Raw genomic sequence first — 26,304 nt, forward strand, 5'->3', positions numbered from 1 at the left:
CACTTGAAAAGAACGTTAGTATTTTGGGTTGAGGGGTATCTCTACAACCCAAATGTTTTCCAAAAACTTCTCTCCTATATTTTTCTTCCTTTATCGTTTTTATACTGTTTTATCATGTGGATACGTTTTCGTATTGCACAAGCGGAAGATTTCGGTATAGATATCATTAGTGTAGGAAACCTGGTAGTAGGGGGAAGCGGGAAAACCCCCTTTGTCACGGCTCTGGCACAGGATAAAAAAGATGTTGCGATCATATTACGCGGATACGGAAGAGACTCAAGTGGAATGATTGTGGTTAAAGACAGAGAAAATATCTTGGTAGATGTCTCTGTTAGCGGTGATGAAGCGATGATCTATGCAAAAAAACTCCCTTTTGCAATTGTAATCGTAAGTGAAGATCGAAAAATAGCAATAGACAAAGCAAAAGAGATGGGTGTAAAACAGATCTTTTTAGATGATGCTTATTCAAAACACTCCATTAAAAAAAGAGATATTCTCATCGATGTAAAAACAAAAAATAGTTTTTGCTTGCCTAGCGGTCCATATAGAGAAAAACTTTGGAGTGCTAAGGATGCACTGGTTGTAGAAGAGGAGAAAGATTTTAGCCGAAAAACAACTTTAAAAGATCCAACTGCCAAGATGTCTTTAGTGACTGCAATTGCAAGACCCCAAAGGCTTGATAAATATCTGCCTGAAGTTGTTGCAAAGCACTATTTTGAGGACCATCACAGTTTCACGAAAGAGGAACTTGAAACAATTTTGGAACAAGACAAAAGTGAGAGTTTGCTTGTGACTTTTAAAGATTATGTGAAGATTGAAAAGTTTGGACTCCCTTTGTCGTTGTTAGACTTGGAACTAAAGCTGAATTCTGCTAAAATTTCAAGATTATAATTTTAGGAAAAAATATTGAAAGCTAAAATAGAAACAGTAAAAACACTTCTTGATGCACTTCCGTTTATTCGGGAGTTTAGAAAAGAGATAGTTGTTATAAAATATGGCGGTTCAGCACAAACTTCCCCTGAACTAAAAGAGAAGTTTGCAGAAGATATTTTACTTATGTATTTAGTGGGAATCAAGCCTGTTATTATTCACGGTGGCGGGAAGAAGATCACAGATATGTTATCTGCACTCAATATTGGGACTGAGTTTATCGAAGGGCAGCGTGTAACTACACCTGATGTTATGCGTATTGTTGAGATGATACTCAGCGGTGAGATCAATAAAGAGATAGTTTCACTTTTAAATTCTCATGGTGCAAAAGCGATCGGTATAAGTGGTAAAGATGCTCATTTCATCAAAGCCAAACCAAAAGATTTTGAAAAATGGGGTCTCACAGGAAACATTACCGATGTAAATGCAGATGTTGTAAAAAACCTGATCGCTGAGAATTTTATTCCGGTAATCGCTCCGATTGCTGCTGGTGAAGAGATGGGACATCCTGGGTATAACATTAATGCAGACCTTTGTGCATCGCAAGTTGCAAAGGCGATTGGTGCAAATAAAATCATCTTTTTAACAGATACAGAGGGTGTATTAGACAAAGATAAAAACCTGATATCTAGCTTAACAAAAGCAGATGTAGAAAATTTAAAAGCAGATGAAACGATACATGGTGGTATGGTTCCAAAAGTCGATGCTTGTTTAGAAGCAATAGATGGCGGTGTACATAAAGCACATATTATTGATGGAAGGTTAGAGCATTCTATGCTGCTTGAGCTTTTCACATCAGAGGGTGTTGGTACACAGATTATAGAGAAAAAGGAAGAAGAATAATGAAATACGAAGCTTTATTTGAAGATGAAGATAATGTATTTGGTGGTTCACCAAAATCAAAATTTATGGATGTAGTGTTTACTGCTAATAATGACGTTGTAAGATACGACCTTGAGCAAATTATTCAAAAAATGGCAGCGATGGAATTGATGTTAGAGAAACATGTCGGTGAAGATATTGACAGAGCAGTTGAGCAGTTTGCATTTGAATACAGTGCAGAATGTGATATGAAAACAAAATCTTTATTCGTTGAGTTAACAGGTTCTATCGTTTCAAAAAGCGAATAAAACAACTTGAAAGTATTTTTACAGGTTTTTATCACACTAATATTATTTTTTAGTGTCTCTTTTGCCGATCAATACAAGGAAGTTCGCAAAATTTCCTTAAAAAAGGATCAGCAAAAGAAAATTCTTGTAAAATACGAAAACAAAGTCAAGCTCTTTACATTTAGATGGACGCTTTATGTAAACGGTGGTTTAGTTGTACTACGTTCTTACGATAAACAAGTTGCGCAAAACGTGCTAGAACTAAATCATAAAAATCAAAGCTTTCGAGTTACTGTCAAACCTCGAGGCGCTAGTAATTATAATGTTCCATATTTATTAGTAAAATTTAAAGAGTTTGATTATGAAAAAGATGAAGCAACTTTTGAACTTTATAATTTTAATAACAAAGTTCAAGTCACTTTAGAAGAGTTAAAAAACAGTTAAAGACGAGAGTAATGCATAGAGTAGAAGCCCAGATTGAGAGATTGATTCAAGAGATAAATTATGATGAGGTGAGTCGTTTATTTTCCATGCTTAGCGGTGGAAAACGTCTTCGTGCAAAGTTAGTACTAAAAATTGCAAATGAGCATGAAGATGCACCTTTATTAGCTGCCATTGTAGAGTTGATTCACGGTGCTTCACTTCTTCACGATGATGTGATAGATGAAGCGATGACTCGTCGTGGAAAAGCTTCGGTAAATGCAACAGAGGGGAGTAAAACAGCTGTAATGCTGGGTGATATTCTTTACTCAAAAGCGTTTACGGAACTTGTTCATTTTGACAAACTGGTCGCACAAACTATCTCAGCTTCTGTTACTGATCTGAGTAAGGGTGAGATGATGGATGTGAAGATGGCTGAATCATTCAACTCCGACGAAAAAAAATATCTTGATATGCTTTATTTAAAAACGGCAACACTCATAGAAGCTGCTGCAAAAGCGAGTGCGATTTTAGCGGGTAAAAATGCTGCAACACACGCTTTGTATGGAAGAAACCTTGGATTGTCATTTCAGATAATTGATGATATCTTAGATATCACGTCAGATGAAGCTACACTTGGAAAACCTGCTATGAATGACTTTGTAGAGGGAAAATGTACATTGCCTTATATCTATCTCTATCATGCTTTAGACGAACAAGATAAACACAGACTTGTCTCTTCACATGCTAAAGAGATATCAAGCGAAGAGAGTGCTTGGATTAAAGAGAATATGCAAAAGTACAACACTATTGAAAAATCTTTTGAATTAGCACTTAAACTTTCAAATGAAGCGCAAGAGGCAATGGCAGAGGATCCGGAACTTGTTGCCATTTTAGAAACCATGATAAAGAGAAGTTATTAACGATGCATTATTTAACAGTCAGTCTTTCACATAAAAATAGTGATGTAGCCCTCCGAGAGAAGTTTACTTATACGGATGAGCAAAAAGAGAACTGTTTACAAAATCTTTTACAATCTGAAGCGATCAGTGAAGCAATGATACTTGCTACTTGTAACCGTGTTGAACTTTACGGTTGTTGTAGTGATATAGACAGTGCACTTGAACATATGTTATATCTTTTAACTTCTAAGTCAGGTCTTACTAAAGAGTTCATTAAAGAAACAGCAGAGATTGTGGACGATAGTAGTGCTATTCATCACCTTTTTGCAGTTGCTAGCTCAATTGACTCTATGGTAGTGGGTGAAACGCAAATAGCAGGACAGCTAAAAGATGCTTTTAAATTTTCTCAGGAAAAAGGGTTCTCGTCACAAAAAATGTCTCGGGCAGTTGAGCATGCTTTCAAAACCGCTGCAAAGGTAAGAAACTTTACAGAGATATCTTCTAAACCTGTTTCAGTTGCTTCTGTAGCGATTGCACAAGTGAAAGAGAAGGTTTCAAACTTAGCAGGTAAAAAAGCTCTTGTAATCGGTGTAGGTGAGATGAGTGAGATATGTGCAAAGCATCTTATATCTGACGGTGTTGAAACATATATTACAAACAGAACAAAAGAGAAAGCAACGCATTTAGCAAATGCTTGCGGGGCTAAAGTGTATGAGTTTGGTGACCTTCACAAGGCAGTAAATGAGTTTGATATTATCTTTACAGCTACAAGTGCACAGTACCCTATCATTACAGATGATATGGTTGAGGATGTTGAGTTTGAGCGTTTTTGGTTTGACTTGGCGATTCCTAGAGATATAGAGATGACTCATAAAGAGAGTATCTATCTTTTTAGTATTGATGATATTAAAGATGTTGTAGATGCTAACCGTGCACAACGTGAACAAGATGTAAGAAAAGCACATGGAATTGTTGGACGTAGTGTAGTCGCTTTTTATGAGTGGTTGGATGCACTAAACGTAGAACCGATGATCAAAGAGATCTATCTTAAAGCGAACAAAGCGGTAGAAGCGGAGATGGCTAGAGCACTTAAAAAAGGTTTTATCCCTGAAGAGTGTGCTTATGAAGCCCAAAAAATGGCAAATCAGGCAATAAAAAGATTTTTACACGATATGACTAAAAAGATGAGAGCAGTCTCAACTGAGGCCAAAAGTGACAGCATGACAGGTGCAATGCAGTATATGCTTAACAGTGAAAATGATAATATTCCAGATAAATACAAACATTACATAAAAAAGGATTAATTTTTGAGACGAAGTAAAGCGTTTATACCTACATCTAAGGAAGTGCCAAACGAGGCGACACTCCCTAGTCATATATTTTTATCTCGTGCAGGCTTTATCTCTCAAGTTGCAGCCGGTCTTTATAACTATATGCCGCTTGCTAAAAAAGTGATCAAAAAGATCGAAAATGTAATCAATGAAGAGATGGAAGCTATCTCGGCACAAGAGGTTGAACTAAGTTTTGTTACGCCTGCTGATCTTTGGGCTGAAAGTGGACGTATAGAGAAGTTCGGAAAAGAGCTTTTACGTTTTCGCGATCGTAAAGAGAACCTTTTTGTATTAGGTCCGACTCATGAAGAGATGATGGTTGATCTAGTACGTAACCGTGTAACATCTTATAAAAACTTACCGTTAAATCTTTATCAGATTAAAACGAAATTCCGTGATGAAGCAAGACCGAGATTCGGTCTTATGCGTGGACGTGAATTTATCATGAAAGACGGATACAGTTTTCATAGCTCTTTTGAAGATTTAGATCGTGAATTTGATGCTGTTGAAGCTGCATACAAAAAGATACTTACTCGTTTAGGACTTGATTTTAGAGTGGTTGAAGCAGATAGCGGTGCTATCGGTGGAAGCGGTTCAAAAGAGCTGATGGTCCTTGCTGACAGTGGTGAGGATACGATCGCTGTATGTTCAAAATGTGAATACGGTGCAAATATCGAAGCGGCAAAAAGAAGTAAAAGAGGATCTATTCCTGAAGCTCCTGAAGCGGATTTTAACAAGTTCCAAACACCAGATACTAAGACAATTGAAGATTTAGCACAATTCTTCAAAGTCGATCCGTACTACACGATCAAATGTGTAGCAAAAAGAGTTATCTATGAAGATTCAAGCGAGATCGTACTTTTCTTTGTAAGAGGGTGTGACAATCTTCAAGAGGTAAAAGCTGTAAATGCTACAGATGCACTTGATATCGTAGATGTGACAGAGGAAGAGCTACAAGAGATTGGGCTAGTACCTGGATTTATTGGACCGTTAGACCAAGATAAAGCAAAACATGTTATCGATACTGATCTTAAAAATGCGGCAAATATGATTTGTGGAGCTAATGAAGTTGATTATCACTTTGTTGGCGTTGACTTAAGCGTAATTAGTGAAGTGGCTTATTTTGCAGATATCGCAGAGGTAAACGAGGGTGATACTTGTCCATATTGTGATGGTGAACTTTCGTTCACTAAAGGGATCGAAGTTGGACATATCTTTAAACTGGGAACTACTTACTCAGCTCCACTTAAAGCAGAATTTTTAGATGAAAACGGTAAAACTCAACCGTTTATTATGGGTACATACGGTATGGGTGTATCGCGTTTAGTTGCAGCTGTAGTTGAACAACACCATGATGAGAACGGTTGTATCTGGACAAAAGAGACAGCTCCTTATATGGTAAATATCATGGTAAGTAACATCAAAGATGATGAACAGGTTGCCCTTGGTGAAGAGCTCTATAGCAAACTTCAAGAAAGTAAAGTTGAAGTTATCCTTGATGATCGTAAAGATAGATTCGGCTTTAAAATGAAAGATGCTGAGTTAATCGGTTTTCCATATACTGTTATAATTGGTAAAGAGCTTGTAAACGGTAATGTACAAATATATAATCGTGCTACAACAGAAAAAACAGAGGTGAAAGCTGATGAAATTTATGAAAAGATTATGGAAATGATTTAATGGTATATTTTTTAATATATCTATTTTTAGAGGTATTGGTCTCAGTCAATATCTCTTCTGCTATTGGTGGCCTTGCAACATTCTTTGAAATTTTGGCAAGTGCTTTTATCGGTATAGCTATACTTGTAAACTTTCGAAATACACTTTTTGAAAACATGAAATCAGTTTCTTACAACTGTATAGATCTACAAGAGTTTCAAAGACTCAACCTATTTACCCTTTTTGGAGCTATTTTATTAATAATCCCCGGTTTTTTAACAGATATTTTAGGGATATTATTACAGTTTAGTGTCATAACGAGTATGATTGTTAACCGTTATAATGTAAAATCCAAAAGCTGTAAAACTTCAGCTTTTGAAGATGAAGAAAATTTTAAAAAGGATAAAAACGATGTTATCGACGTTGAGATTATTGAGCATAACAGTTCTACTAAGTAGTGTTTTATCGGCAAATACAAATGAAAAAATAGAAGAGTTCTTAACAGATAAGTTTGAAGAAAATAAAAGAATAGAATCGATTGAAGTAAAAGTTAAAGAGAGAGTTCCTTTAAAAGAGTTAAAGGGGTGGAGCGGTTATATAGTTGAAGTTGAAGCATATCTCAAAGAAGACCCAAAACGTCAAGTAAAACAAAGAATGGTATGGTTCTCTGACGGTCAAATGATCACAAAAGAATTGACAGATATGGAAAGCGGGCGTAGCCTTGTAGAAAAGGTAAAGCCGAAATTTGAAAACAGATTTTATAAAAAAGAGAACTTGATCTACGGAGATGCAAACTCTAAACATAAAGTAGCACTTTTTTCAGATCCTTTATGTCCGTTTTGTAAAGGGTTTGTGCCGGGCGCAATTAAAGATATGAAAAATGATCCTAAAAAGTTTGCAGTATATTATTACCATATGCCGTTAGAGAGAATCCACCCGGCTTCTGTTCATATTGTTAAAATGGCTGCGGCTGCTGAGCTAAAAGGTGTAAAAGATGTTACACTGAAAATGTATAACATTAAAGTTAATCCAAGAGAAAAAGATGTGAATAAAATATTAGAAGCATTTAACACAGCTGTTGGAACAAATTTAACACAAAAAGATATCAATGATCCAAAAGTATTACAACACGTAAATAGTGACTTTGATACGGCAAATGAATTAATGGTAGCAGGGACACCGACAGTTTACCTAGATGGAAAGCTTGATGAAACTAAAAAGGGATATAAAAAAGTTAAATAATGGAAAAATTAGTAATAGCAACAAGAGTATCAGACCTAGCACTTTGGCAAGCGTATCATATTAAAGAAAGAGTTGAAAAATCTTTTCCCGAGATTGAAGTTGAACTCAATAAGATTGTAAGTAACGGTGATAAGGTTTTAGATAAACCACTTGCATTAATCGGTGGAAAAGGGCACTTTACAAAAGAGTTAGAAGACCAAATGTTAGCAGGAAATGCTCATATGGCTGTACATAGTTTAAAAGATGTACCGACATATATTCCTGAAGGTTTAGAACTTGTTGCAGTTACTGAGCGTCAAGATCAAAGTGATGTGTTTTTATCACACACATACAGCTCTTTAGATGAACTTCCTCAGGGTGCAGTGGTCGGTACTACAAGTTTACGTCGCCGTATGCAGCTACTTGCAAAACGTCCAGACCTAAAAGTAAAAGATCTTCGTGGTAATGTAAATACACGTTTGAGAAAACTTGCAGAAGGGCAGTATGATGCTATTATCCTTGCTTTTATCGGTTTAAATAGACTTGATCTTTTAAAAGATATCCCTCATGTAGAAAAACTCTCTCTTGATATGATGATCCCGCCAATGGGTCAGGCTGCTCTTGGAATCGAGATCGTTCAAGGTGATCCGAAAGTTTTAGAGATTGCAGAGAGTTTAAAAGACATCAATACATTTATCTGTACTCAGATTGAACGTGATTTTATCTCTAAAATCGGAGCAGGATGTTCAGCGCCTGTTGCTTGTAATGCTGTAATAGATGGAGACAATGTTGTATTCCGTACTATGATCGGTTTTAGCGACGGTACAAATATTATGCAAGAGAAGATGATTAAGAAGATATCTGAGAGTCAAAATATGGGTCTTGAGATGGCAGAGCTTATGATCAACAACGGTGCATTGGAACTACTAAAAAAGGCTGAAGAGGTAGCATTTAAAGACGAGATGCCGCAAAGACTTTAAACAATGCCCTTAGATGCAAAAATAACAAATCAATCTTGGAGAGATGTTTTAGACAAGGAGCTTAAAGAACCTTATCTAAAAGAGCTAAAACAAACGCTTCTTCAAGAGAAACTACACCATACTATTTATCCCGAAGAAGAAAACATCTTTAATGCTTACAATACGACTGATTTTGATGATGTAAAGGTTGTGATACTTGGTCAAGACCCTTACCATGGAGAAAATCAGGCTCACGGGCTTGCTTTTTCTGTTTTAAACGGTGTAAAGCATCCACCTTCACTTGTAAATATTTTCAAAGAGTTACAGGATGATATAGGGTGTGAGTATCCAACTACAAGTGAGCTTACATCTTGGGCAAAGCAGGGTGTCTTTTTAATCAATGCAGTTTTAACGGTTCGAGCTGCCAATGCAGCATCACATAAAGCGATAGGTTGGGAAAAGTTTACAGATGCTACGATCAAGGCAATTAGTGAGAAAAAAGAGCATATTGTGTTTATTCTATGGGGAAAACCTGCACAGATGAAAGAGAAACTGATCGATCAAAGTAAGCATCTAATTCTAAAAGCACCACATCCCTCACCGCTTTCTTCTTACAGAGGTTTTTTCGGCTCGAAACCTTTTTCAAAAACAAATGAGTATCTGATAGCAAATAAGAAAACACCAATTAATTGGTGTTTAGAGTAAACTCGGCAACGACGGCTAAATGGTCTGAGTATCCTTTGGCTTTATGACGTCTTACTTTGCCTCGGCTCATTTGCCATCTATAGATATTTTTCCCTTTAAATAGGTATGGTTTTACAAAGCTGTGTAAAGAGTCTTCTTTATAATCTAACCCTTTGTGATCAAGCAATGCACCTGTTACCAGGATATTGTCAAGTGCTTCTTTTTTCCCTTTATATATATAGCTGTACCTATCATCTTTATCTATATCGTACCAGAGGTTGTAAAATTCATCTTCTTTGATTTTTAAAACAGGTGAGAGATCTGTTTGGTAGTTGATAGTCCCTAAAACATGATTAATCCCCGTTTTCCCATCAGTATCATTATGTTTTCTTTTACGTTTGAAAATTTTATACTCTTCATAATGGGAGTTAAAATCACCCAGAGCTATGATATTTTTATTACCTAGCTCCTGTACCCTTTTTTTGAGTGCTTTTGCATAAGAGATTCTTTGACTTTCAGGTCCCGCTTTTGACTTCCAATGATTGACAAAGATGTAGAGTTCTTCATTGTTTACTTTTAGTTTTACTTCCAGAATGTTTCTAAAAGCGTAAGCATAACCGACAACCAACTCTTTCGTATAAACAAACGGGACCTTGCTTAAAAGTGCAACTTTAATAGTAGTATTTTTAGCGTCGGCTATTTTTGCATACTGATAATAAAGTCCATCTCTTTTGAGTTGGTATCGTAAATCTTTAAACGCTTCACGAGATTCAATCTCTTGAAGAGCTATAATGTCGGCATCAATGTCTCGAATCACTTTAGAGAGGTTTTTTAGCTTTGTTTTATAGCTGTGATCGTCCCAAGCAGACTGAGAGTAGGGGATATATTCTACATATTCAGCCCCGCTTTTTTTGAGATCAAAAAGGTTTTCAACGTTATAGGTAGCTATTTTCAAATTATCACCTCCAAAAAGAGTGCTAACTACTAAAAAGATGAGTAAAAGGTTTTTCACACACCAATTCCATTTAGTCGTAGCAGTTGAGCAGTATCTGCTTCTCTACCCATCAGTTCAATGTATAAATCCTGCATAGATTTTGCGCCACCGCCGTGTAAAATAATATCACGGTATTTTAAAGCCGTTTGAGATTCAAATATACCCTCATCAACAACTGCATAAAAAGCATCTGCACTTAATACTTCAGCCCATTTGTAACTGTAATATCCTGCAGCATATCCACCTGCAAAGATGTGTGAAAATCCATTTTGAAACTTGTTGTAATCAGGAGTTGGAATCAGTGCTGTTTTTTCTCTGATCGAGTTAAGTAAGTTTTGAACTTCATCCCCTTTGTAAAGTTTCGTATGGAGTTGCAGATCAAAGATAGAGAACTCTAATTGACGTAACATCCCCATAGCTGAAAGGAAGTTCTTTGCACGAACCAGTTTTTCGATCATCTCATCACTCAGAACCTCACCTGTTTTATGGTGTTTTGCAAACATTTTCAGTACATGAGGCTCGTAAGCAAAATTTTCCAAAAATTGTGACGGGAATTCTACTGCATCCCACTCTACACCGTTCACTCCGCTTACCTCATTCTCATTTACGTTTGAGAGGAGGTGATGGATCCCATGCCCCATCTCGTGAAAGAGAGTTACAACATCATCATGTCTAAGGAGTGAAGGATTTGTATCACTTGATGGTGGAAAGTTACACACTATAAATGCAGAAGCCAGCTGTTCTTTACCTGCTTCATCACTGCAGTGTGCCTGCCAGTTACTCATCCATGCTCCGCCGCGTTTAGAATCTCTTGCTTCTAGATCGAAGTAGATTTTTGCTTTGAGTTTTTCATTCTCATAGATATGATATGCATACGCTTTTTCATGCCAGAGAGTTTCCTCTTGAAGTTCAAATTTAATAGCAAAAAGTTTCTCAAGAAAATCCATCATCCCGTTTACGACACTTTTTTGTTCAAAATATGGGCGGTATTCCTCTTCATCTATCTCATACTGTGCTTTTTTGAGAATTTCACTGTAATATGCAGTGTCAAAACTCTCTAATGTATGAGGTGCACTCTCTTGAAGTTGTTCTAACTCTTTTTTTGCCTGCTCTACAGAGTTGTCTAAAAGAGATTCTAAAAACTCTAAAGCTTTCTCAGGAGCCGGAGCCATTTTTGTAGCAAGTGAGTACTCGGCATAGTTATTAAAACCTAAAAGTTCACTCATCTCCTGACGCAATGCTAGAAGTTCATCGATGATTGCAGCGTTTTGCGGTGCACGAGATACATACGCTTCATATAGTTTTTGTCTGATCTCTCTGTTTTGACCGTAGGTCATATAAGCAATGTATGAAGGCATTTGTAGGGTGAATTTGTATTTTGTTTTTCCCTCTTCTTCAAACTTTGCACTTTCAAGATCGCTCGCAGGGATCCCTTTCACATCAGCTTCATCTTCAATGATGCATTCAAAAGCGTTTGTAGCATCAAGAATATTTTGAGAGAAGTCGTTTGAGAGTTCACTTTTTCGAATATTAATCTCTTGCAGACGTGCTTTTGTCTTTTCATCCAAATGTGCACCACTTAGTTCAAAATGTTGGATATTTAACTCTAAAACTCTTTTTTGTTCATAGTTCAGTGTAGTTTTTTCATTCTCAGCAATTGTTTTATATGCTTTGTAGATGGCAATATTTTGAGAAATTTTTGTAGAGTATTCTGTAATAATAGGGATCGATTGAGTATATACCTCTTGAGTCTTTTCTGAGTTGTTAACACTGTTTAGATGAGAAAGGGGTGTAAAAAAATGCTCCAGCTCCTCCTCCATCATCTGCAGAGGTTTTACAAAGTTTTTGTAACTTTTATTTTCCTGTTTTAAAAGTGTTTCTATTCTTTCATTGTTGTGTTGTAATTTTACTTGTAAATCATCTATGAATTTTTCCAAATTACAACTAAAAGTTAAAAATTTTGACATATAGGTACCCTTGGTTTTTAAGCGTATTATAGCAAATAACTCTTACTTCACTCATGATGAAAAAATAAAAAATTATGTTACAATTGTTGTAAGTATAAAATAAGGTAAGGGAAGAGGGGAAAAATAATGATGAATGAGTACTATATCTACGCTGGCATCGCTGTAATTTTGGTTTTAATCGCTTATATAATTCGGCTTCGAATTACAATAAACAGTATGCAGGAAGGTAAAGATAGATTAATAAAAGAGGCTTATTTTAACCCGGTAACCAACCTACCTAATAGAAAGAATATCAAATATGTTTTTGATGAGCAAATAGACAGAACTCTAAGACACAATCAAACATTTCTCATTTTGGCAATTAAGATGAATAACTACCATCAACTTGCAGAGCAATCTACAGAACTTGTAAATGAATTTATGTATGAAGCAAGTAATGTTATTATTAAATCTACAAGAAATGAAGATTTAGTTGCACATATAGAGGATGACACTTTTATAATTCTTTTTAATGAATATCTCAAAGAGGATAATTCCCATATAGTGATCGAAAGATTGCAAAAAGAATTTTTAGAGGATCCCGTAGATATCGATGCTTCATACGATATTTCAATAGGTCTTTGTAAATACCCTAATGACGGTACCGATAGCGATACTTTAATAGAAAAAGCTATTGCAAAAGCTGAGTCAAAGCAATTTTAAAGAGAATTTTTACTATAATACGCAGATTTTATAAAGAAGGTGTTACATGGCGCATAAACGTGTTTTGGTGAAGTTTTCAGGTGAAGCCCTTGCTGGTGAAGCTGGTCATGGTATAGATACTCAAATTCTTAAATTTATTGCACAAGAGATCAAGTCACTTGTTGATGCTGGTGTGGAAGTTGGAATTGTTATCGGTGGTGGAAATATCATTCGTGGTGTAACCGCTGCACAGGATGGTATCATAAAACGTACTAGTGGAGACTATATGGGTATGTTAGCAACGGTAATCAATGGTGTTGCAATGCAAGAAGCTTGTGAATATGCCGGTCTTGAAGTACGTATGCAAACGGCAATTAAAATGGAACAGATAGCAGAGCCGTATATTAATCGTAAAGCATGTAGACATCTTGAAAAAGGGCGCGTTGTTATTTTTGCAGCGGGTACCGGAAACCCATTTTTTACAACAGATACTGCAGCAACGCTAAGAGCGGTAGAGATTGGTGCTGAAGTGATTGTAAAAGCTACTAAAGTAGACGGTGTATATGATAAAGACCCTATGAAATATAGCGATGCAGTAAAATTTGATCAAATTGGTTATGATCAGGCTTTACAAGATCATATCAAAGTTATGGATGATACGTCTATCGCTTTAGCAAAAGACAACAAACTTCCAATTATTGTTTGTGATATGTTTAAAGAGGGTAACCTTTTAGATATTTTAAAGCATGGAAACATGCAAAACTGTTCTATAGTTAAATAAAGGAAATGTAGATGAAAATAGAAGAATTAACAGCAAAAGTTTTAAATGACAATCCAAGCATGGATCGTTACAAATTAGCAATCGCAGTTGCTAAAAGATCTGAAGAGCTTGATAACGGTGCTACAAGCAAATTAAGCGTAAGTACATCAAATATTAAATCTACTGATTTAGCATTAATGGAAATTGCTGAAGGCCTTGTAAACGTAAAAGGCTTTGAAGATTCTAAAAACTAAGAAGTCTCTACCTTGTCATTAAGTCCAGTTGATATCGAGAAAGTTAAGCATCTTCATGATATTGACTCGGCTACGGCTTATCTTTTCTCCCATATAATTCCTACCGATAAATTAAAACATGCCCTTGACTTTTCAAAAGAGGCACATAAAACACAGTTTAGAAAAAGCGGTGAACCTTATATTATTCATCCTATATTAGTTGCAGCAATTGTTGCTTCAATCACTAATGATGAAGCGATGGCTATTGCCGCACTTTTACATGATGTTGTAGAAGATACTCCGACAACTATAGAAGAGGTTGAAGAGCTTTATGGAAAAGATGTAGCTCATTTAGTATCGGGACTTACCAAGATAGACTCAATACGTGATAGTGAATTGATCCCTTCTAGTTCAAATGAAAGATTGATAGTATCCGCACTTTCATTTAGAAAGATGCTTTTAGCAAGTATTGAAGATGTCCGTGTACTGGTAGTAAAGCTTTGTGACAGACTTCATAATATGCTTACTCTGGATGCTTTGCCGCAACATAAGCAAAAGCGTATCTCGGAAGAGACTTTAGTCGTATATTCTCCAATTGCCCACCGTTTAGGGATCAGTTTTCTAAAAAATATGTTGGAAGATTTGAGTTTTTCATATCTTTTTGCAGAAGAGAAACACTATATAGATAATTATCTCGATACAAATTATCATGCCATTGAGATGCGTATTAATGATTTTAAACAGCGTGTTTCCGATATTTTAATCCATAATGGATTTTGTGAAGATGACTTTGAGATTCTCTCGCGTATAAAACACAGATACTCTATTTACTTGAAGATGCAAAGAAAAGGGGTGAGCATAGATGAAGTACTCGACCTTCTTGCAATTAGAATTTTAGTAAAAGATCCTATTAAATGTTATGATGCTCTGGGACTCATTCACCTTAATTTTAGACCGCTTGCATCAAGGTTTAAAGATTATATTGCAGTTCCTAAAGATAATGGATATCAGACTATCCATACTACTGTTTTTTACAATACGGCAATTTTTGAAGTTCAGATCAGAACATACGATATGCACCAAACTGCAGAGCTTGGAGTTGCGGCACATTGGAAGTATAAATCTGGCGGTAATAATATCAAGCTAGACTGGCTTGATAATCTTCAATATCAAAACGAATCTGTTGAGGATTTTTATGCCTTGATTAAAAACGATTTATATTCGGAAGATATCTCGGTTTTTTCTCCTACGGGTGATGCATTTACACTTCCTCGCGGTGCTGTAGTGTTAGATTTTGCTTACGCTGTGCATACGGATATAGGAAATAAAGCTATAAACGGTGTAGTAAACAAAAGTAAAACTTCACTGCTTACAGAGTTGCATAACGGTGATATCGTAAAAGTTATAACAGGTGATGATATTGAGACAAGATGTTCTTGGCTCGATGCGGTAAAAACTTCTAAAGCACAGACAAATATGAAAAACAACTGTAATGCAAGGATTCGTGAGATTAATGCAAAATCGGCTGTAAATATTATCTCTAACGTTATGAACTTAAATCATACAAGGGTACAGGAGTGGTTAAGTAAGAATAATTGTGAAAACCTTTCACATATTCCGACAGATTTAGAACATCTTAAGAACGTGTTACATAAATATATCAGTGATATTGCAAAAAACAACCGTTTTAAAAGATTTATCACGCGTCACAGATTTAAGTTAAAACCGTATGAAATTAGCGGTTTGGAAGTTTATTCAAACACAACGATCAACGATGTTGTTTTCGATTATTGTTGTCATCCGAAATTTGGTGATGAAGTGATGGCGTTTGTAGAGAAATCAAAAGCACATGTACACCATAAAATGTGTCAAAATGCGGCTAAACAACTTGAAGATAATGAACCTATGGTATTTGTAAAATGGGCAAAAGAGAAAGTGTTCAGATATAAACTTATCGCCTCGTTAACAAATGAAAAAGGTGCCTTAGCAGAGTTCTTGGCATTTTTGGCAAAGCAAAATATTGATCTGACTTCAATTGAGTTGGGTAAAGATGATTTAGACTATGTACAATATTGTGACATAGTTTTTCAATCCGAAGAAGCTGATATTAATACACTTCGTGCTAAAATTGAGTCAAAAATTAAAGTCGTTGATTTAGTTAGAAGTGATGACGCTTATAGAAACTAAAAAATTTAGAAAGAGAAAGTAGTAGATGATAGAAGAAGCTTTACGAGAAATTAGCCGTGGAACTGCGGAAATTATTGATAATGAAAGAATAGAAAAACTTTTAAAAGCTTATTTTGAAGAGGGGAAAGGCTATACTGTAAAAGCCGGTTTTGATCCAACAGCACCGGATTTACACCTAGGGCATACGGTACTTTTACAGAAGCTTGCAATATTTCAAAAATATGGTGCGCGTGTACAGTTTTTGATTGGTAGTTTTACAGCAACTATCGGTGATCCGACAGGAAAAAGTGCTACAAGAAAAGTGTTAACAAAACAAGAGATTATTCATAACATAGACAGTTATACTACACAAGCATTTAAGATTTTAGATGAAGAAAAAACTGATATCGTTTACAATGACGACTGGTTAGGAAATATGACTGCAGCAGATATGATTGCACTTGCTTCTAACTTGACTGTAGCACGTATGCTTGAACGTGATGATTTTTCAAAAAGATATGCATCAAATACACCTATTGCTGTAAGTGAATTTATGTATCCTTTACTTCAAGGGTATGATAGTGTACATCTTAAATCTGATATTGAGATAGGCGGTACAGATCAGAAATTCAACCTTTTAATGGGTAGACAGCTTCAAAAAGCATATGATGTAAAAAAACAACAAGCCGTTTTAATGATGCCTATTTTAGAAGGTCTTGACGGTGTTCAAAAGATGTCAAAATCTTTAGGAAACTATATCGGTGTAAGTGATGAACCAAAAGATATGTTTGGTAAAACGTTAAGTATCTCTGATGAGTTAATGTGGAGATATTATGAACTTCTTTCTGCAAAATCTCTGGATGAAATTGCAGCTTTAAAATCTGGTGTTGAAGATGGTTCTCTACATCCTAAAAAAGTGAAAGAGGAACTTGCTTTTGAAATTACAGCAAGATTTCATGATGAAGCAGCAGCGCAAGCAGCAAAAGAAGAGTTTGATAGAGTACATGCACAAAGTCAAATACCTACAGATATAGAGGAATTTACTGTTAACGCTGAATCTCTATGGATCGCTCAAGCCTTAGTTGATTGTAAGCTTGAACCATCTACTTCACAAGCACGACGTGACATTAAGCAAGGTGGTGTTAAAATAAACCAAGAAAAAGTTACAGATATGAACTTACAACTAAATAGTGGTGAATATTTGCTTCAAGTTGGAAAAAGAAAATTTGCAAAACTAAGGGTTGATTAATGAGTTTTAATTCTATTAAAATCGGAAAATATACTATCGAAAAACCTATCGTTCAAGGTGGTATGGGTGTTGGAATTAGTTGGGATCAACTTGCCGGTACAGTTTCAAAAGAGGGTGGACTGGGTGTTATCTCTGCTGTTGGTACTGGATATTATAAAGATAAAGAATATGCTAAAAAGTTAGTAGCTGATCGTCCACTTAGTGAAGCAAACTTTTATTCTAAAGAGGGATTGGCAGCACTAGTAGCTAGTGCAAGAGAGATCTGTGGAGACAAGCCTCTTGCAGCAAATATTTTATATGCAATTAATGACTATGGAAGAGTTGTAAGAGATGCATGTGAAGCGGGTATTGATATTATCATTACCGGAGCAGGACTTCCTACAAATATGCCAGAGTTCACAGAAGGGTATCCTGATGTAGCATTAGTACCTATCGTATCGTCTGCAAAAGCTTTAAAGTTGATTTGCCGTAGATGGGAAAAAAGATACAATCGTTTACCAGACGCAGTTATCTTAGAGGGACCAAAATCTGGCGGTCACCAAGGTTTTACATACGAGCAGTGTCTAATGGACGAATACCAACTAGAGAACTTGGTAGAACCGGTTGTTGAAGAAGCAAAAAACTGGGGTGATATTCCAGTTATTGCTGCGGGTGGTATTTGGGATAAAAAAGATATTGAAGAGATGATGGCTCTAGGTGCTAAAGGTGTTCAAATGGGGACACGTTTTATCGGTACGTACGAGTGTGATGCACATGCCAACTTCAAAAAAGTACTTTTAGATTCTAAAGAGGATGATATCAAACTGATGAGTTCTCCTGTTGGATATCCTGCACGCGGTGTTGTCTCAAATCTTACTAAGCTTGTAGAAAAACGAGAAGGGCCGGACATTAAATGTATCTCAAACTGTGTAGCTCCTTGTAATAGAGGTGAAGAAGCGAAAGTTGTAGGTTTCTGTATTGCTGATAGACTCAGTGACGCATATGAAGGAAATCTTGAAACAGGTCTTTTCTTCTCTGGAACAAACGGATACAGACTTGACAAGATCATATCAGTCAAAGAGTTAATGGAAAAACTGACAGAGGGTGAATAGAAGTTAGATGATTCGCTTTGTTGTAACGTTTTTTCTACTTTTTATTATTTCACTCTATGGTGCAGATGACTTTGAACTTTTAAAACGTGCCGACGGCTATGCAAAGTCTTCAACAAAAGCAAATCAGTTTCGTGCCTATAATGATTACAAAAACATCTATCTTCGTGCTTTAATGAACGAAGATCAGAAGTTAAAAATATGTGCACTTGAAGGTATAGTAAAGTGCGGTACAAAACTACATATAGATGTCTCTCAATATTCCGATGAACTCGAAAAACTACAAAAAGAATCCTCAACAGTAAAAAAACAAAAGAAAATCAAGCAAAAACAATCTTCAGATATTCGAGTCTCTTCTTCCCATAAACTGAAATCTATTCGTTGGAGAGATGGAAGACTTGTTCTAAGTTTCGATAAAAAACTGCGTAATAACCAAATCAACTATTTTAAACTATACGATACAAAGAAAAAAGTGTACAAGTATGTATTTGATATTCATGCCTCTATGTTGACAAAATCACAAACATTAAAAAAACAAAATATCGATAAAATTAAATTAGCACAATTTAACCCCACAACACTTCGCTTAGTTATTCAAGATAGTGCACAGGTAAGTATCTCGTTTAAAAAAGAGAACAAACAACTTATTGTTAACATGGTTCCTAAGGCGGGGAAAAAATATTCTCAAACTCCAGAAGCAAAAAGCGTAGTTTCACCTAAAAGACTCGATAGAAATAAAAGAATAGTGATAGATGCGGGACATGGCGGTAAAGATCCAGGTGCCATCGGCTATAAGGGGTATAGAGAAAAAGTTGTAGTACTTCAAATAGCAAAAGAATTAAACTCAATTTTAAAAGCTCGCGGATATACAGTTTTTATGACGAGAGATGATGATAAATTTATAAGACTGAGAAATAGAACAAAATATGCAAACCGTAAAAAAGCGGATCTTTTTATAAGTATTCATGCAAATGCCGTAAGTAAAAAACAGGCACATAAAGCGTACGGGATTGAGTGCTATTTTCTCGATAAGTCACGTTCAAGCCGTGCAAAAAAGGTAGCTGCACAAGAGAACTCTGCAGATATGAGCGAGATGGATTTCTATGGAAAACAAAGTTTTCTCTCAACACTCAACTCTCATAATATAGTTGCTTCAAATAAACTGGCTATTGACTTGCAAAGAGGTACACTTGCATCACTGAGAAAGAAATATAAGAATGTTAAAGATGCGGGTGTAAGACCGGCACCGTTTTGGGTGCTTGTAGGTGCACAGATGCCTTCAGTTTTAGTTGAAGTCGGATTTATTACAAATCCAAAGGAAGCAAAAAGACTGGTAGATAGACAATACCAAAAACGAATGGCTCTTGGACTTGCCAATGGGGTTGAAAGATACTTTTTAAATAATTAGAGATGGATGGTATCCAACTCTAGTTAGTCTTGTTTATATTCAAGCTTTCCGGCAACAGATTCTTTTTTATGTATAATAGACTCGATTTGCTCTTTCACTTTAGGGTAACGGAATTGCTCTTTAAATCCTTGAACTCTTCCTCCTGCTGCATTTGGATGTCCACCACCGTCAACCCATTCTTTAGCTATTTGTGCAACGCTTACGTTATTATTTGCACGCAGACTCATTGTCCCTCTGTAACTTACATCAACGATAAAGTCATATTCAGGATATTTTGTTAAAAAGCCGTTACCGATAATAGAAGTATTTCCAACACCGTAAGAGAGATACCCTTTGTAACCTTTATAGTAGATCGTTTTGTCAGCTTTGCTCTCTCCTAGAAGATCAACGATATATTCAGTTGCAAGATTATCTAAAGTATTGTCTGCATCTCTTCTAAAAAAATCTTTTTTAAGGGTATGGATCTTTTCATCCAGTACAATATGACCGTTTTCTTGATCTATGTAGTTTACAGCTTCATGTAAAAGAGCAAGTTTATACTCTGTATCTTTTTTTGCAAACATTACACGGTTTAACTCTCTAGTCTCTGTAACAAGACGCATAAAAACTTTTCCAAATTCAAAGTTTGCTTGCTCCTCTTGTTTCCAGAGATCAACTGCATTAACAATGTTAACATAGTGCTCCATCCATGACGGCTCATCAAATGTAAAATTCTCTTTCGCAAAGTCGTATATGATTTTTGTAGCATATCTTGCAGTGTCAAGATAATACCAGTCATATTTTTTTGCACTTTCTTCACCGCTGCCGTGGTGATCTAAAAGTTGAAGTTTTACATCTTTTTTATTTTCATTAAGTTTGTTTACTTCATGGTTTAACCATTTAGATTCATCAGCAGTTAAATTGAGATCTGAGATTAAAATATATGCACTGTTACTATCGTTTTGAATATTTTCTAAAATCTCTTCTAGTTTTGCTTTGACCTCTGCACCGTAGTTTGCATTGTAATTAAGCTTTTCATACGGTGTATATTTCATAACAAGTTGACAACTATACCCATCTAAGTCTATATGGGATAAGTGGTGTAGTGTTCTATTTTGCATCTGTTTCCTTAGAATTTAATTGTTTTGTTCCATAGAGATTGAACCAAGTACTTCAAAAGTTGCACTGGAATCTATCTCAGCATGTGAAAGTGTTACGATATCCAGAGAGAATTTTTCAAATATCTCTGCAACACCACGACGTATTTGCGGATCTACTATCACTATAACAGGTGAGATGTTTTTCTGTAATACTTCAGCCGCTTTTGTACTTACAGCTTGAATAAGGGCATTTATCTCACCGACATTAAGCATAATATTTCTCACTCCGTCTTGCTCTTGTGATTTTTGCAGTAACATCTGTTCAGTTTGCGTATCAAATGTAAGCAGTCTGATCACACCGTCATCTCCGGAATACATCTGTGTAATAACACGAGAGAGTTTTGCTCTTACCTGTTCAGTGAGCAGCTCTACATTTTTAGTATATTCTGCAATATCTGCAATTGTCTCTAAGATATTGAGCATATCTTTAAGAGGTATTTTTTCATGTAATAATGATTTTAATACTCTTTGAATTAAACCGATATTAGCTACTTTAAGTACATCATCTATAATAACAGGATAATCATCTTTAATTTTATCGATAAGTGCCTGTACCTCTTGACGAGTAAGGAGCTCTTCTGCATTACGCTTAATAAGCTCACTCATATGTGTAGAGATAACAGTAGCAGGATCAACTACCGTATATCCATGCATAATTGCATCCTCTTTATCATCAGGAGAGATCCACAGGGCATCAAGCCCAAATGCAGGTTCCTTTGTAGGCTTACCGTTAACGTGACCTGTAGCCATACCGCTATCCATAGCTAGAAAGTTATCAGGAAGTATTTCACCTTCACCTATTTCAACACCTTTTAAAAGCACTTGGTATTGTGTCGGTTGAAGATGGAGGTTGTCCCGAATACGAACCTGCGGCATTAAAAATCCGTAGTCACTCGCAATTTTTCGTCTCATTGAACGGATACGCTCTAAGAGATCTCCTCCTTGAGAAGAGTCTGCTAGTTTGATGAGCTGATATCCGAGTGTGAGTTCTAACATCTCTACTTTTAGGATATCTTCTAAAGCACTCTCTTCCTCTCTTTGGATCTCCTCTTGAGTCTTTTTCGGTTTAGCTTTTTCTTGAGCCTCTAACTCTTGTTTCGTTTTACTAGATAAGATGTTTTCAACATCAAGGATACTGAGTTCACCTCTTTCATATTTGTAGATTGACCAGCCAAGAAGTGCAAACAAGATACCGATAAGCCCCATTGAAGCAGTAGGAAGTCCCGGAACTAGTGCAAAGAGTGTCATGATCCCACCGACAATCATTAGAATCTTTGCATTTCCAACCATTTGGTTGATCGTACCCTCTGCAAAATTATCGCCGTCACTAGATGAACGGGTGATCATAATACCTGTAGCAGTTGAAACGATAAGGGCCGGAATCTGTCCCACCAAACCGTCACCGATAGTTAAAAGTGTAAAAGTTGATGCTGAATCGCTTACACTCATATCGTATTGGAAAACACCTATTAAAAATCCACCGATAATATTGATAAGAGTAATAATGATACCGGCAACGGCGTCCCCTTTAACAAACTTACTCGAACCGTCCATCGCTCCGTAAAAGTTTGCATCTTGTAAGATCTCTGCACGTCTTTGTTTCGCTTGGGCATCATCGATGAGTCCTGCATTAAGATCCGCATCGACTGCCATCTGTTTACCCGGCATAGAATCTAACACGAAACGAGCTGCAACCTCTGCAACCCTTGTAGAACCTTTTGTAACAACCATAAAGTTGATAATAACCAAGATTGCAAATACGATGATTCCGATTACATAGTTTCCACCCACAACAAAGTTACCGAAACTGGTGATAATATCACTTACCGCTTCAGGACCTTCATACCCATGACTTAAAATCATCCTCGTAGTCGCAATATTTAGTGCCAATCTAAAAAGGGTTAGAATAAGTATGAGCGTAGGAAATGTTGTTAGATCGGTCGGTTTGGGTATATAGAGTGAAATGAGAAGGATTAAAACTGCCATAGCCATCGATACCGTTAAGAAAAGATCTAAAACTGATGATGGAAGAGGTACGATAATAATGGCTAAAATTGCCATAACAAATATAACTACACTGAGATCTTTTTGTCCAAGTAGAAAATTTAAGCTGGTGCCGACTTGTTGTTTTAGTGTTAACTTCTTTTTAGCCAATGTAACTCATCTTATTATTTTTAATCTTTTAATATATCTGCAAGAGTCAGATTTTTTAAAAAATCATCTATCTTTATTTGCAGTTTATTTAAAAATGGCCAAATAGAACAGACATCAGCTCGATCGGATGGACAATCTTTTTCAGATGGGGAACAGTCAAATACTGCAGGTGCTTTGCTTTCAACATTTGAAAGGACATCTAACATATTGATCTCTTGAGGATCTTTATTGAGTGAGAATCCACCGTTTACACCTTTATACGATTTCAGTATTCCGGCTTTTGCAAGTGATTGAAGTATTTTAGCTAAGAAACTTTTTGATATAGCCAACTCTCGCGAGAGAGATTCACTATCCATAGGCTCTTTTGCTGATGATAAAACTATTAACGAAAGTATTGCATATTCACTTGCTTTTGTAATTAACATCTCTATATTCTTTATAACTATTATTTTGATGAATATTATAGCTAAAAACCCTTAATGGTAATATAAATAAAAATAAAGAAAAATTTGGATATAATTGCGCTTCAACTTTTCTGCAATTGCATTTGAGTTAGATTATTATACCTATCAGGAGGCTATTATGGCTTTAGATTCGGCTAAAAAAGCAGAGATTATTGCAAAATACGGACGTAATGAAAACGACACTGGTTCAAGTGAAGTTCAAATTGCACTTTTAACTACTAGAATTGCGGAATTAACTGAGCACTTAAAAGTGTTCAAAAAAGATCACGCATCTCGTCTTGGACTACTAAAATTAGTTGGTCAACGTCGTCGTCTTATGAAATACTTCAAAAGAACGAACAAAGATGGTTACCAAGCACTTGTAGAGTCTTTAGGAATCCGTGATAACATCTAATTAAACTTCTTAGCTTTATCCACCTCTTTTGAGATGGATAAGGTTTTGTTTCTTTCCCACTTTTATAAATCCTTTTTTTTTCAATCCAAAAATTTTTTGAAACTATTTTTACAATATTCTTATTTTTACTTTTCTATTCTGTTATCACTGTGTTAGGATAATATGGTATATTATTTCCTAATTAAAAAAATGAGGATATTTTATGAATGATTTTACATATTACAACCCGACTAAGATAGAGTTTGGTAAGGGTAAAGAGAAAAAGATAGGAACTTATATAAAAGAAGCAGGATATGATAGCGTTTTGCTTGTATATGGAACAGGAAGCATAAAAAAAGGTACGCTGTATGATGATACTATTGCTTCACTTAAAGAAGCAGGAGTTACATTTGAGGAGTTTGGCGGCATAGTTAGTAATCCAGTTCTTAGCAAAGTACAAGAAGGGGTGAAAATAGCCAAAGAGAAAAAAGTTCAAGCTGTCCTTGGTGTTGGCGGGGGTTCTGTCGCAGACTCTGTTAAAGCTATTGCCGCAGGTGCAAAATATGATGGAGATGTTTGGGACTTTTTTATTCAAAAAGCACAGATCACAGAAGCTCTTCCTGTATTTACCGTGATGACGCTTGCCGCAACTGCGAGTGAAATGAATGGAAACTCGGTTATTACCAAGGAAGATACACAACAAAAATATTCAATTTCATCTGTACTTGTAAATCCGGTAGTCTCGGTTATTAATCCTGAATTGATGGCAACGGTCAGTAAAGATTATCTTGCATATTCAGCGGTAGATGCAATTGCCCATACTATAGAGGTTTATTTTACTGCCACGTCTCATCCAAACTTCAACTCTAGAATTGTAGAAGCTATCATTAAAACTATTATGGAAACAACGGAAATCTTAATTGAGAATCCTAATGATTATGAGGCTAGAGGTGAGTTCGCATGGGCAGCAACACAGGCACTAAACGGTCTGACTCCGGCAGGAACACATGGCGGAAACTTTCCAAATCATATGATCGAGCATGCTCTTTCTGCTCTTTATAATGTACCTCACGGTGCAGGACTCTCAGTTGTTATTCCTGCATGGATGAAATGGTATAAAGAAAAAAATATTTCTCAGTTTGAACGTTTTGCAAAAGAGGTTTTTGATCTTAAAGATGCAGATGCGGGAATAACTGCACTTGAATCGTGGTTTGAGAAGATAGGTTCACCCGTTACATTAAAGCAAGCGGGGATACCTGAAGAGGGGATAGCTGAGATTGCTGATAATGCTGCAGAGTTAGCTGCACTTTGGGGAATAGGGGAACTCTATAACAGTGAAACGATCGCAGAGATTCTCAAAAAAGCATAAAAAAAGGTGCAATATTAGTGGTATTTGTACCACTTGCACCGTTTTTTATTTTTTATAGCATATATGTTATATGTAAATTTTCGTCCACAATCTTGACACTCAAAAGTAGCACGATTTTTTGCTTTGTTATATTTTACAAATAAAAAATTTCCTAGTTGATCGCCCGCTTTATAAACTGTTTTTTTATTTTGGGCATAAGATTCTTCAGCCAGTTTTGCATCTTCCTTTTGCTTCACTAGCCATGAGGGTTCTAGATCCTCTTCAAACTCATCTGTATCAACTGTATATTTATCCATTTGAGTGAAAAATTGTAGAGATTATTATAAAAATATCTCTATTGCTCTTTCTAAATCTTCTTTCGTATCGATTCCAAACCCTGTTGAAGCAACTTTTACCATTGTTATCTTTTTACCGTGATAAATAGCGCGTAGTTGTTCAAGTTTTTCTATGTCTTCGATCGGTGCATCACCTAAAGAACAAAACTCTTTTAAACTTTTTTTAGAAAATCCGTAGATCCCGATATGGCCAAAATATTGTGCCCCTCCGCCTGCATTATATGGAATTTTTGCTCGTGAGAAATAGATAGCGTTGTGATTTGCATCCAGAACAACTTTTACAAGGTTAGGATCTTGGGCCGCTTCATCATTGATAGCGTTGTAACAACTCCCCATGATAAAATCTTCACCGTTTTCTTGAAGAGATTTGAGTCGTTTTTGTAAAGACTCCACAACATCAGTTTCAATAAAAGGTTCATCGGCTTGTACATTAATGATAAGTTCATCATCGTCAAGATCTAAAAGAGTTGCACACTCATGGATTCTGTCTGTTCCGCTTTTATGTGTAGTAGATGTAAGCATCGCTTCTACGCCGTGTTCTTTACATATCTCCACTATCTTTTCATCGTCTGCAGCAACTACGACTCTATCTAGCTGGGCAACCCTTTTTGCCGTTCTTACAACCATAGGTAAACCACCTATATCTACTATAACTTTTTTTGGAAATCTTGTTGAGGCTAATCTCGCTGGAATAATTATCATTTTGTTT

The 26,304-nt window shown here is 36.0% G+C and carries 27 protein-coding genes; 20 read left to right on the plus strand and 7 right to left on the minus strand.

Annotated elements, in window-relative coordinates; all coding sequences use genetic code 11:
• Positions 1–3: 3 nt before the first annotated feature.
• Genes QWY88_RS00700 through ung form a run of 11 tightly spaced genes read left to right on the plus strand, consistent with a single transcriptional unit; the run spans position 4 to position 9,236 of the window.
• A complete protein-coding gene (locus QWY88_RS00700) occupies positions 4–891 on the plus strand; it encodes a tetraacyldisaccharide 4'-kinase (protein ID WP_304543003.1) in 888 nt (295 codons plus the stop codon).
• Between the two features lie 15 nt (positions 892–906).
• The gene (gene argB, locus QWY88_RS00705) at positions 907–1,773 is read left to right on the plus strand and encodes an acetylglutamate kinase (protein WP_304543005.1); all 867 of its coding nucleotides are present in this window, start codon (positions 907–909) and stop codon (positions 1,771–1,773) included.
• Complete coding sequence (locus QWY88_RS00710) at positions 1,773–2,060, plus strand: DUF2018 family protein (protein WP_226962177.1); 288 nt, start codon at positions 1,773–1,775, stop codon at positions 2,058–2,060. Before argB ends, QWY88_RS00710 begins: the two co-directional genes overlap by 1 nt.
• Before the next feature lie 6 nt (positions 2,061–2,066).
• The gene (locus QWY88_RS00715) at positions 2,067–2,483 is read left to right on the plus strand and encodes a hypothetical protein (protein WP_304543009.1); all 417 of its coding nucleotides are present in this window, start codon (positions 2,067–2,069) and stop codon (positions 2,481–2,483) included.
• An 11-nt stretch (positions 2,484–2,494) separates the two neighbouring features.
• On the plus strand, positions 2,495–3,382 hold the full coding sequence (locus QWY88_RS00720) for a polyprenyl synthetase family protein (protein ID WP_304543011.1): 888 nt from the start codon (positions 2,495–2,497) through the stop codon (positions 3,380–3,382).
• A gap of 2 nt (positions 3,383–3,384) precedes the next feature.
• A complete protein-coding gene (hemA, locus tag QWY88_RS00725) occupies positions 3,385–4,665 on the plus strand; it encodes a glutamyl-tRNA reductase (protein ID WP_304543013.1) in 1,281 nt (426 codons plus the stop codon).
• A 3-nt stretch (positions 4,666–4,668) separates the two neighbouring features.
• Positions 4,669–6,372, plus strand: a complete 1,704-nt coding sequence (locus QWY88_RS00730; protein WP_304543015.1) for a proline--tRNA ligase — start codon at positions 4,669–4,671, stop codon at positions 6,370–6,372.
• Entirely contained in the window at positions 6,372–6,809 is a 438-nt protein-coding gene (locus tag QWY88_RS00735) for an FxsA family protein (RefSeq protein ID WP_304543017.1), read from the plus strand. Before QWY88_RS00730 ends, QWY88_RS00735 begins: the two co-directional genes overlap by 1 nt.
• Entirely contained in the window at positions 6,763–7,593 is an 831-nt protein-coding gene (locus tag QWY88_RS00740) for a DsbA family protein (RefSeq protein ID WP_304543020.1), read from the plus strand. Before QWY88_RS00735 ends, QWY88_RS00740 begins: the two co-directional genes overlap by 47 nt.
• Positions 7,593–8,552, plus strand: a complete 960-nt coding sequence (hemC, locus tag QWY88_RS00745) for a hydroxymethylbilane synthase (protein WP_304543022.1) — start codon at positions 7,593–7,595, stop codon at positions 8,550–8,552. The genes QWY88_RS00740 and hemC overlap by 1 nt, the downstream gene beginning before the upstream one ends.
• 3 nt (positions 8,553–8,555) lie before the next feature.
• A complete protein-coding gene (ung, locus tag QWY88_RS00750; RefSeq protein WP_304543024.1) occupies positions 8,556–9,236 on the plus strand; it encodes a uracil-DNA glycosylase in 681 nt (226 codons plus the stop codon).
• Here the strand turns inward: ung and QWY88_RS00755 are convergent.
• Both QWY88_RS00755 and QWY88_RS00760 read right to left on the minus strand, forming a co-directional pair.
• Complete coding sequence (locus QWY88_RS00755; RefSeq protein WP_304543026.1) at positions 9,217–10,170, minus strand: endonuclease/exonuclease/phosphatase family protein; 954 nt, start codon at positions 10,168–10,170, stop codon at positions 9,217–9,219. The genes ung and QWY88_RS00755 overlap by 20 nt on opposite strands.
• Before the next feature lie 53 nt (positions 10,171–10,223).
• Positions 10,224–12,176 (minus strand): M3 family metallopeptidase, encoded by a 1,953-nt coding sequence (locus QWY88_RS00760; RefSeq protein ID WP_304543028.1) that lies wholly within the window; start codon positions 12,174–12,176, stop codon positions 10,224–10,226.
• 126 nt (positions 12,177–12,302) lie between these two features.
• On the opposite strand from QWY88_RS00760, the gene QWY88_RS00765 reads away from it, so the two are divergent.
• Genes QWY88_RS00765 through QWY88_RS00795 form a run of 7 tightly spaced genes read left to right on the plus strand, consistent with a single transcriptional unit; the run spans position 12,303 to position 19,761 of the window.
• Entirely contained in the window at positions 12,303–12,878 is a 576-nt protein-coding gene (locus QWY88_RS00765; RefSeq protein ID WP_304543030.1) for a GGDEF domain-containing protein, read from the plus strand.
• Positions 12,879–12,924: 46 nt separating this feature from the next.
• Entirely contained in the window at positions 12,925–13,638 is a 714-nt protein-coding gene (gene pyrH, locus QWY88_RS00770) for a UMP kinase (protein WP_304543032.1), read from the plus strand.
• A gap of 11 nt (positions 13,639–13,649) precedes the next feature.
• Positions 13,650–13,871, plus strand: a complete 222-nt coding sequence (gene rpoZ, locus QWY88_RS00775) for a DNA-directed RNA polymerase subunit omega (RefSeq protein WP_304543034.1) — start codon at positions 13,650–13,652, stop codon at positions 13,869–13,871.
• A gap of 12 nt (positions 13,872–13,883) precedes the next feature.
• The gene (locus tag QWY88_RS00780) at positions 13,884–16,037 is read left to right on the plus strand and encodes a RelA/SpoT family protein (protein ID WP_304543036.1); all 2,154 of its coding nucleotides are present in this window, start codon (positions 13,884–13,886) and stop codon (positions 16,035–16,037) included.
• Positions 16,038–16,062: 25 nt separating this feature from the next.
• Positions 16,063–17,265, plus strand: coding sequence for a tyrosine--tRNA ligase (tyrS, locus tag QWY88_RS00785; protein ID WP_304543038.1), 1,203 nt, complete (start codon positions 16,063–16,065; stop codon positions 17,263–17,265).
• Positions 17,265–18,356: a nitronate monooxygenase gene (locus QWY88_RS00790; RefSeq protein WP_304543040.1), complete on the plus strand. Its 1,092-nt coding sequence runs from the start codon at positions 17,265–17,267 to the stop codon at positions 18,354–18,356. Before tyrS ends, QWY88_RS00790 begins: the two co-directional genes overlap by 1 nt.
• Before the next feature lie 7 nt (positions 18,357–18,363).
• A complete protein-coding gene (locus tag QWY88_RS00795; RefSeq protein ID WP_304543042.1) occupies positions 18,364–19,761 on the plus strand; it encodes an N-acetylmuramoyl-L-alanine amidase family protein in 1,398 nt (465 codons plus the stop codon).
• 23 nt (positions 19,762–19,784) lie between these two features.
• Here the strand turns inward: QWY88_RS00795 and QWY88_RS00800 are convergent, their stop codons facing one another.
• From QWY88_RS00800 to QWY88_RS00810, 3 genes are all read right to left on the minus strand, one after another.
• Complete coding sequence (locus QWY88_RS00800; RefSeq protein ID WP_304543044.1) at positions 19,785–20,861, minus strand: DHH family phosphoesterase; 1,077 nt, start codon at positions 20,859–20,861, stop codon at positions 19,785–19,787.
• Positions 20,862–20,876: 15 nt separating this feature from the next.
• A complete protein-coding gene (gene flhA, locus QWY88_RS00805) occupies positions 20,877–22,961 on the minus strand; it encodes a flagellar biosynthesis protein FlhA (RefSeq protein WP_369811207.1) in 2,085 nt (694 codons plus the stop codon).
• Between the two features lie 113 nt (positions 22,962–23,074).
• Entirely contained in the window at positions 23,075–23,479 is a 405-nt protein-coding gene (locus QWY88_RS00810; protein ID WP_304543048.1) for an RrF2 family transcriptional regulator, read from the minus strand.
• A gap of 157 nt (positions 23,480–23,636) precedes the next feature.
• Here QWY88_RS00810 and rpsO point away from each other — a divergent pair, with 157 nt between their 5' ends.
• Both rpsO and QWY88_RS00820 read left to right on the plus strand, forming a co-directional pair.
• On the plus strand, positions 23,637–23,912 hold the full coding sequence (gene rpsO, locus QWY88_RS00815; protein ID WP_304543050.1) for a 30S ribosomal protein S15: 276 nt from the start codon (positions 23,637–23,639) through the stop codon (positions 23,910–23,912).
• 202 nt (positions 23,913–24,114) lie between these two features.
• On the plus strand, positions 24,115–25,260 hold the full coding sequence (locus QWY88_RS00820; protein WP_304543053.1) for an iron-containing alcohol dehydrogenase: 1,146 nt from the start codon (positions 24,115–24,117) through the stop codon (positions 25,258–25,260).
• A gap of 14 nt (positions 25,261–25,274) precedes the next feature.
• Here QWY88_RS00820 and QWY88_RS00825 read toward each other — a convergent pair whose 3' ends face one another.
• Together QWY88_RS00825 and kdsB are read right to left on the minus strand one after the other, a co-directional pair.
• Positions 25,275–25,556 carry a hypothetical protein gene (locus tag QWY88_RS00825; RefSeq protein WP_304543055.1) on the minus strand — a complete coding sequence of 94 codons (282 nt, stop codon included), beginning with the start codon at positions 25,554–25,556 and terminating at the stop codon, positions 25,275–25,277.
• Positions 25,557–25,580: 24 nt separating this feature from the next.
• Positions 25,581–26,297, minus strand: a complete 717-nt coding sequence (gene kdsB / locus QWY88_RS00830) for a 3-deoxy-manno-octulosonate cytidylyltransferase (protein ID WP_304543057.1) — start codon at positions 26,295–26,297, stop codon at positions 25,581–25,583.
• Between the last annotated feature and the right edge of the window lie 7 nt (positions 26,298–26,304).

Origin of the sequence: Sulfurimonas sp. hsl 1-7, from assembly GCF_030577135.1 — a bacterium.
Lineage (GTDB): Bacteria > Campylobacterota > Campylobacteria > Campylobacterales > Sulfurimonadaceae > Sulfurimonas > Sulfurimonas microaerophilus.

Bases quoted from the DNA above. Each gene is read 5' to 3' on its own strand.
- rpsO (WP_304543050.1), top strand. From the start codon at position 23,637: ATGGCTTTAGATTCGGCTAAAAAAGCAGAGATTATTGCAAAATACGGA.
- QWY88_RS00810 (WP_304543048.1), bottom strand. From the start codon at position 23,479: ATGTTAATTACAAAAGCAAGTGAATATGCAATACTTTCGTTAATAGTT.
- QWY88_RS00825 (WP_304543055.1), bottom strand. From the start codon at position 25,556: ATGGATAAATATACAGTTGATACAGATGAGTTTGAAGAGGATCTAGAA.
- pyrH (WP_304543032.1), top strand. From the start codon at position 12,925: ATGGCGCATAAACGTGTTTTGGTGAAGTTTTCAGGTGAAGCCCTTGCT.
- QWY88_RS00720 (WP_304543011.1), top strand. From the start codon at position 2,495: ATGCATAGAGTAGAAGCCCAGATTGAGAGATTGATTCAAGAGATAAAT.
- QWY88_RS00760 (WP_304543028.1), bottom strand. From the start codon at position 12,176: ATGTCAAAATTTTTAACTTTTAGTTGTAATTTGGAAAAATTCATAGAT.
- QWY88_RS00710 (WP_226962177.1), top strand. From the start codon at position 1,773: ATGAAATACGAAGCTTTATTTGAAGATGAAGATAATGTATTTGGTGGT.
- QWY88_RS00800 (WP_304543044.1), bottom strand. From the start codon at position 20,861: ATGCAAAATAGAACACTACACCACTTATCCCATATAGACTTAGATGGG.
- hemA (WP_304543013.1), top strand. From the start codon at position 3,385: ATGCATTATTTAACAGTCAGTCTTTCACATAAAAATAGTGATGTAGCC.
- QWY88_RS00790 (WP_304543040.1), top strand. From the start codon at position 17,265: ATGAGTTTTAATTCTATTAAAATCGGAAAATATACTATCGAAAAACCT.
- hemC (WP_304543022.1), top strand. From the start codon at position 7,593: ATGGAAAAATTAGTAATAGCAACAAGAGTATCAGACCTAGCACTTTGG.
- kdsB (WP_304543057.1), bottom strand. From the start codon at position 26,297: ATGATAATTATTCCAGCGAGATTAGCCTCAACAAGATTTCCAAAAAAA.
- rpoZ (WP_304543034.1), top strand. From the start codon at position 13,650: ATGAAAATAGAAGAATTAACAGCAAAAGTTTTAAATGACAATCCAAGC.
- QWY88_RS00820 (WP_304543053.1), top strand. From the start codon at position 24,115: ATGAATGATTTTACATATTACAACCCGACTAAGATAGAGTTTGGTAAG.
- QWY88_RS00765 (WP_304543030.1), top strand. From the start codon at position 12,303: ATGATGAATGAGTACTATATCTACGCTGGCATCGCTGTAATTTTGGTT.
- QWY88_RS00735 (WP_304543017.1), top strand. From the start codon at position 6,372: ATGGTATATTTTTTAATATATCTATTTTTAGAGGTATTGGTCTCAGTC.
- QWY88_RS00740 (WP_304543020.1), top strand. From the start codon at position 6,763: ATGTTATCGACGTTGAGATTATTGAGCATAACAGTTCTACTAAGTAGT.
- QWY88_RS00795 (WP_304543042.1), top strand. From the start codon at position 18,364: ATGATTCGCTTTGTTGTAACGTTTTTTCTACTTTTTATTATTTCACTC.
- ung (WP_304543024.1), top strand. From the start codon at position 8,556: ATGCCCTTAGATGCAAAAATAACAAATCAATCTTGGAGAGATGTTTTA.
- flhA (WP_369811207.1), bottom strand. From the start codon at position 22,961: ATGGCAATTTTAGCCATTATTATCGTACCTCTTCCATCATCAGTTTTA.
- tyrS (WP_304543038.1), top strand. From the start codon at position 16,063: ATGATAGAAGAAGCTTTACGAGAAATTAGCCGTGGAACTGCGGAAATT.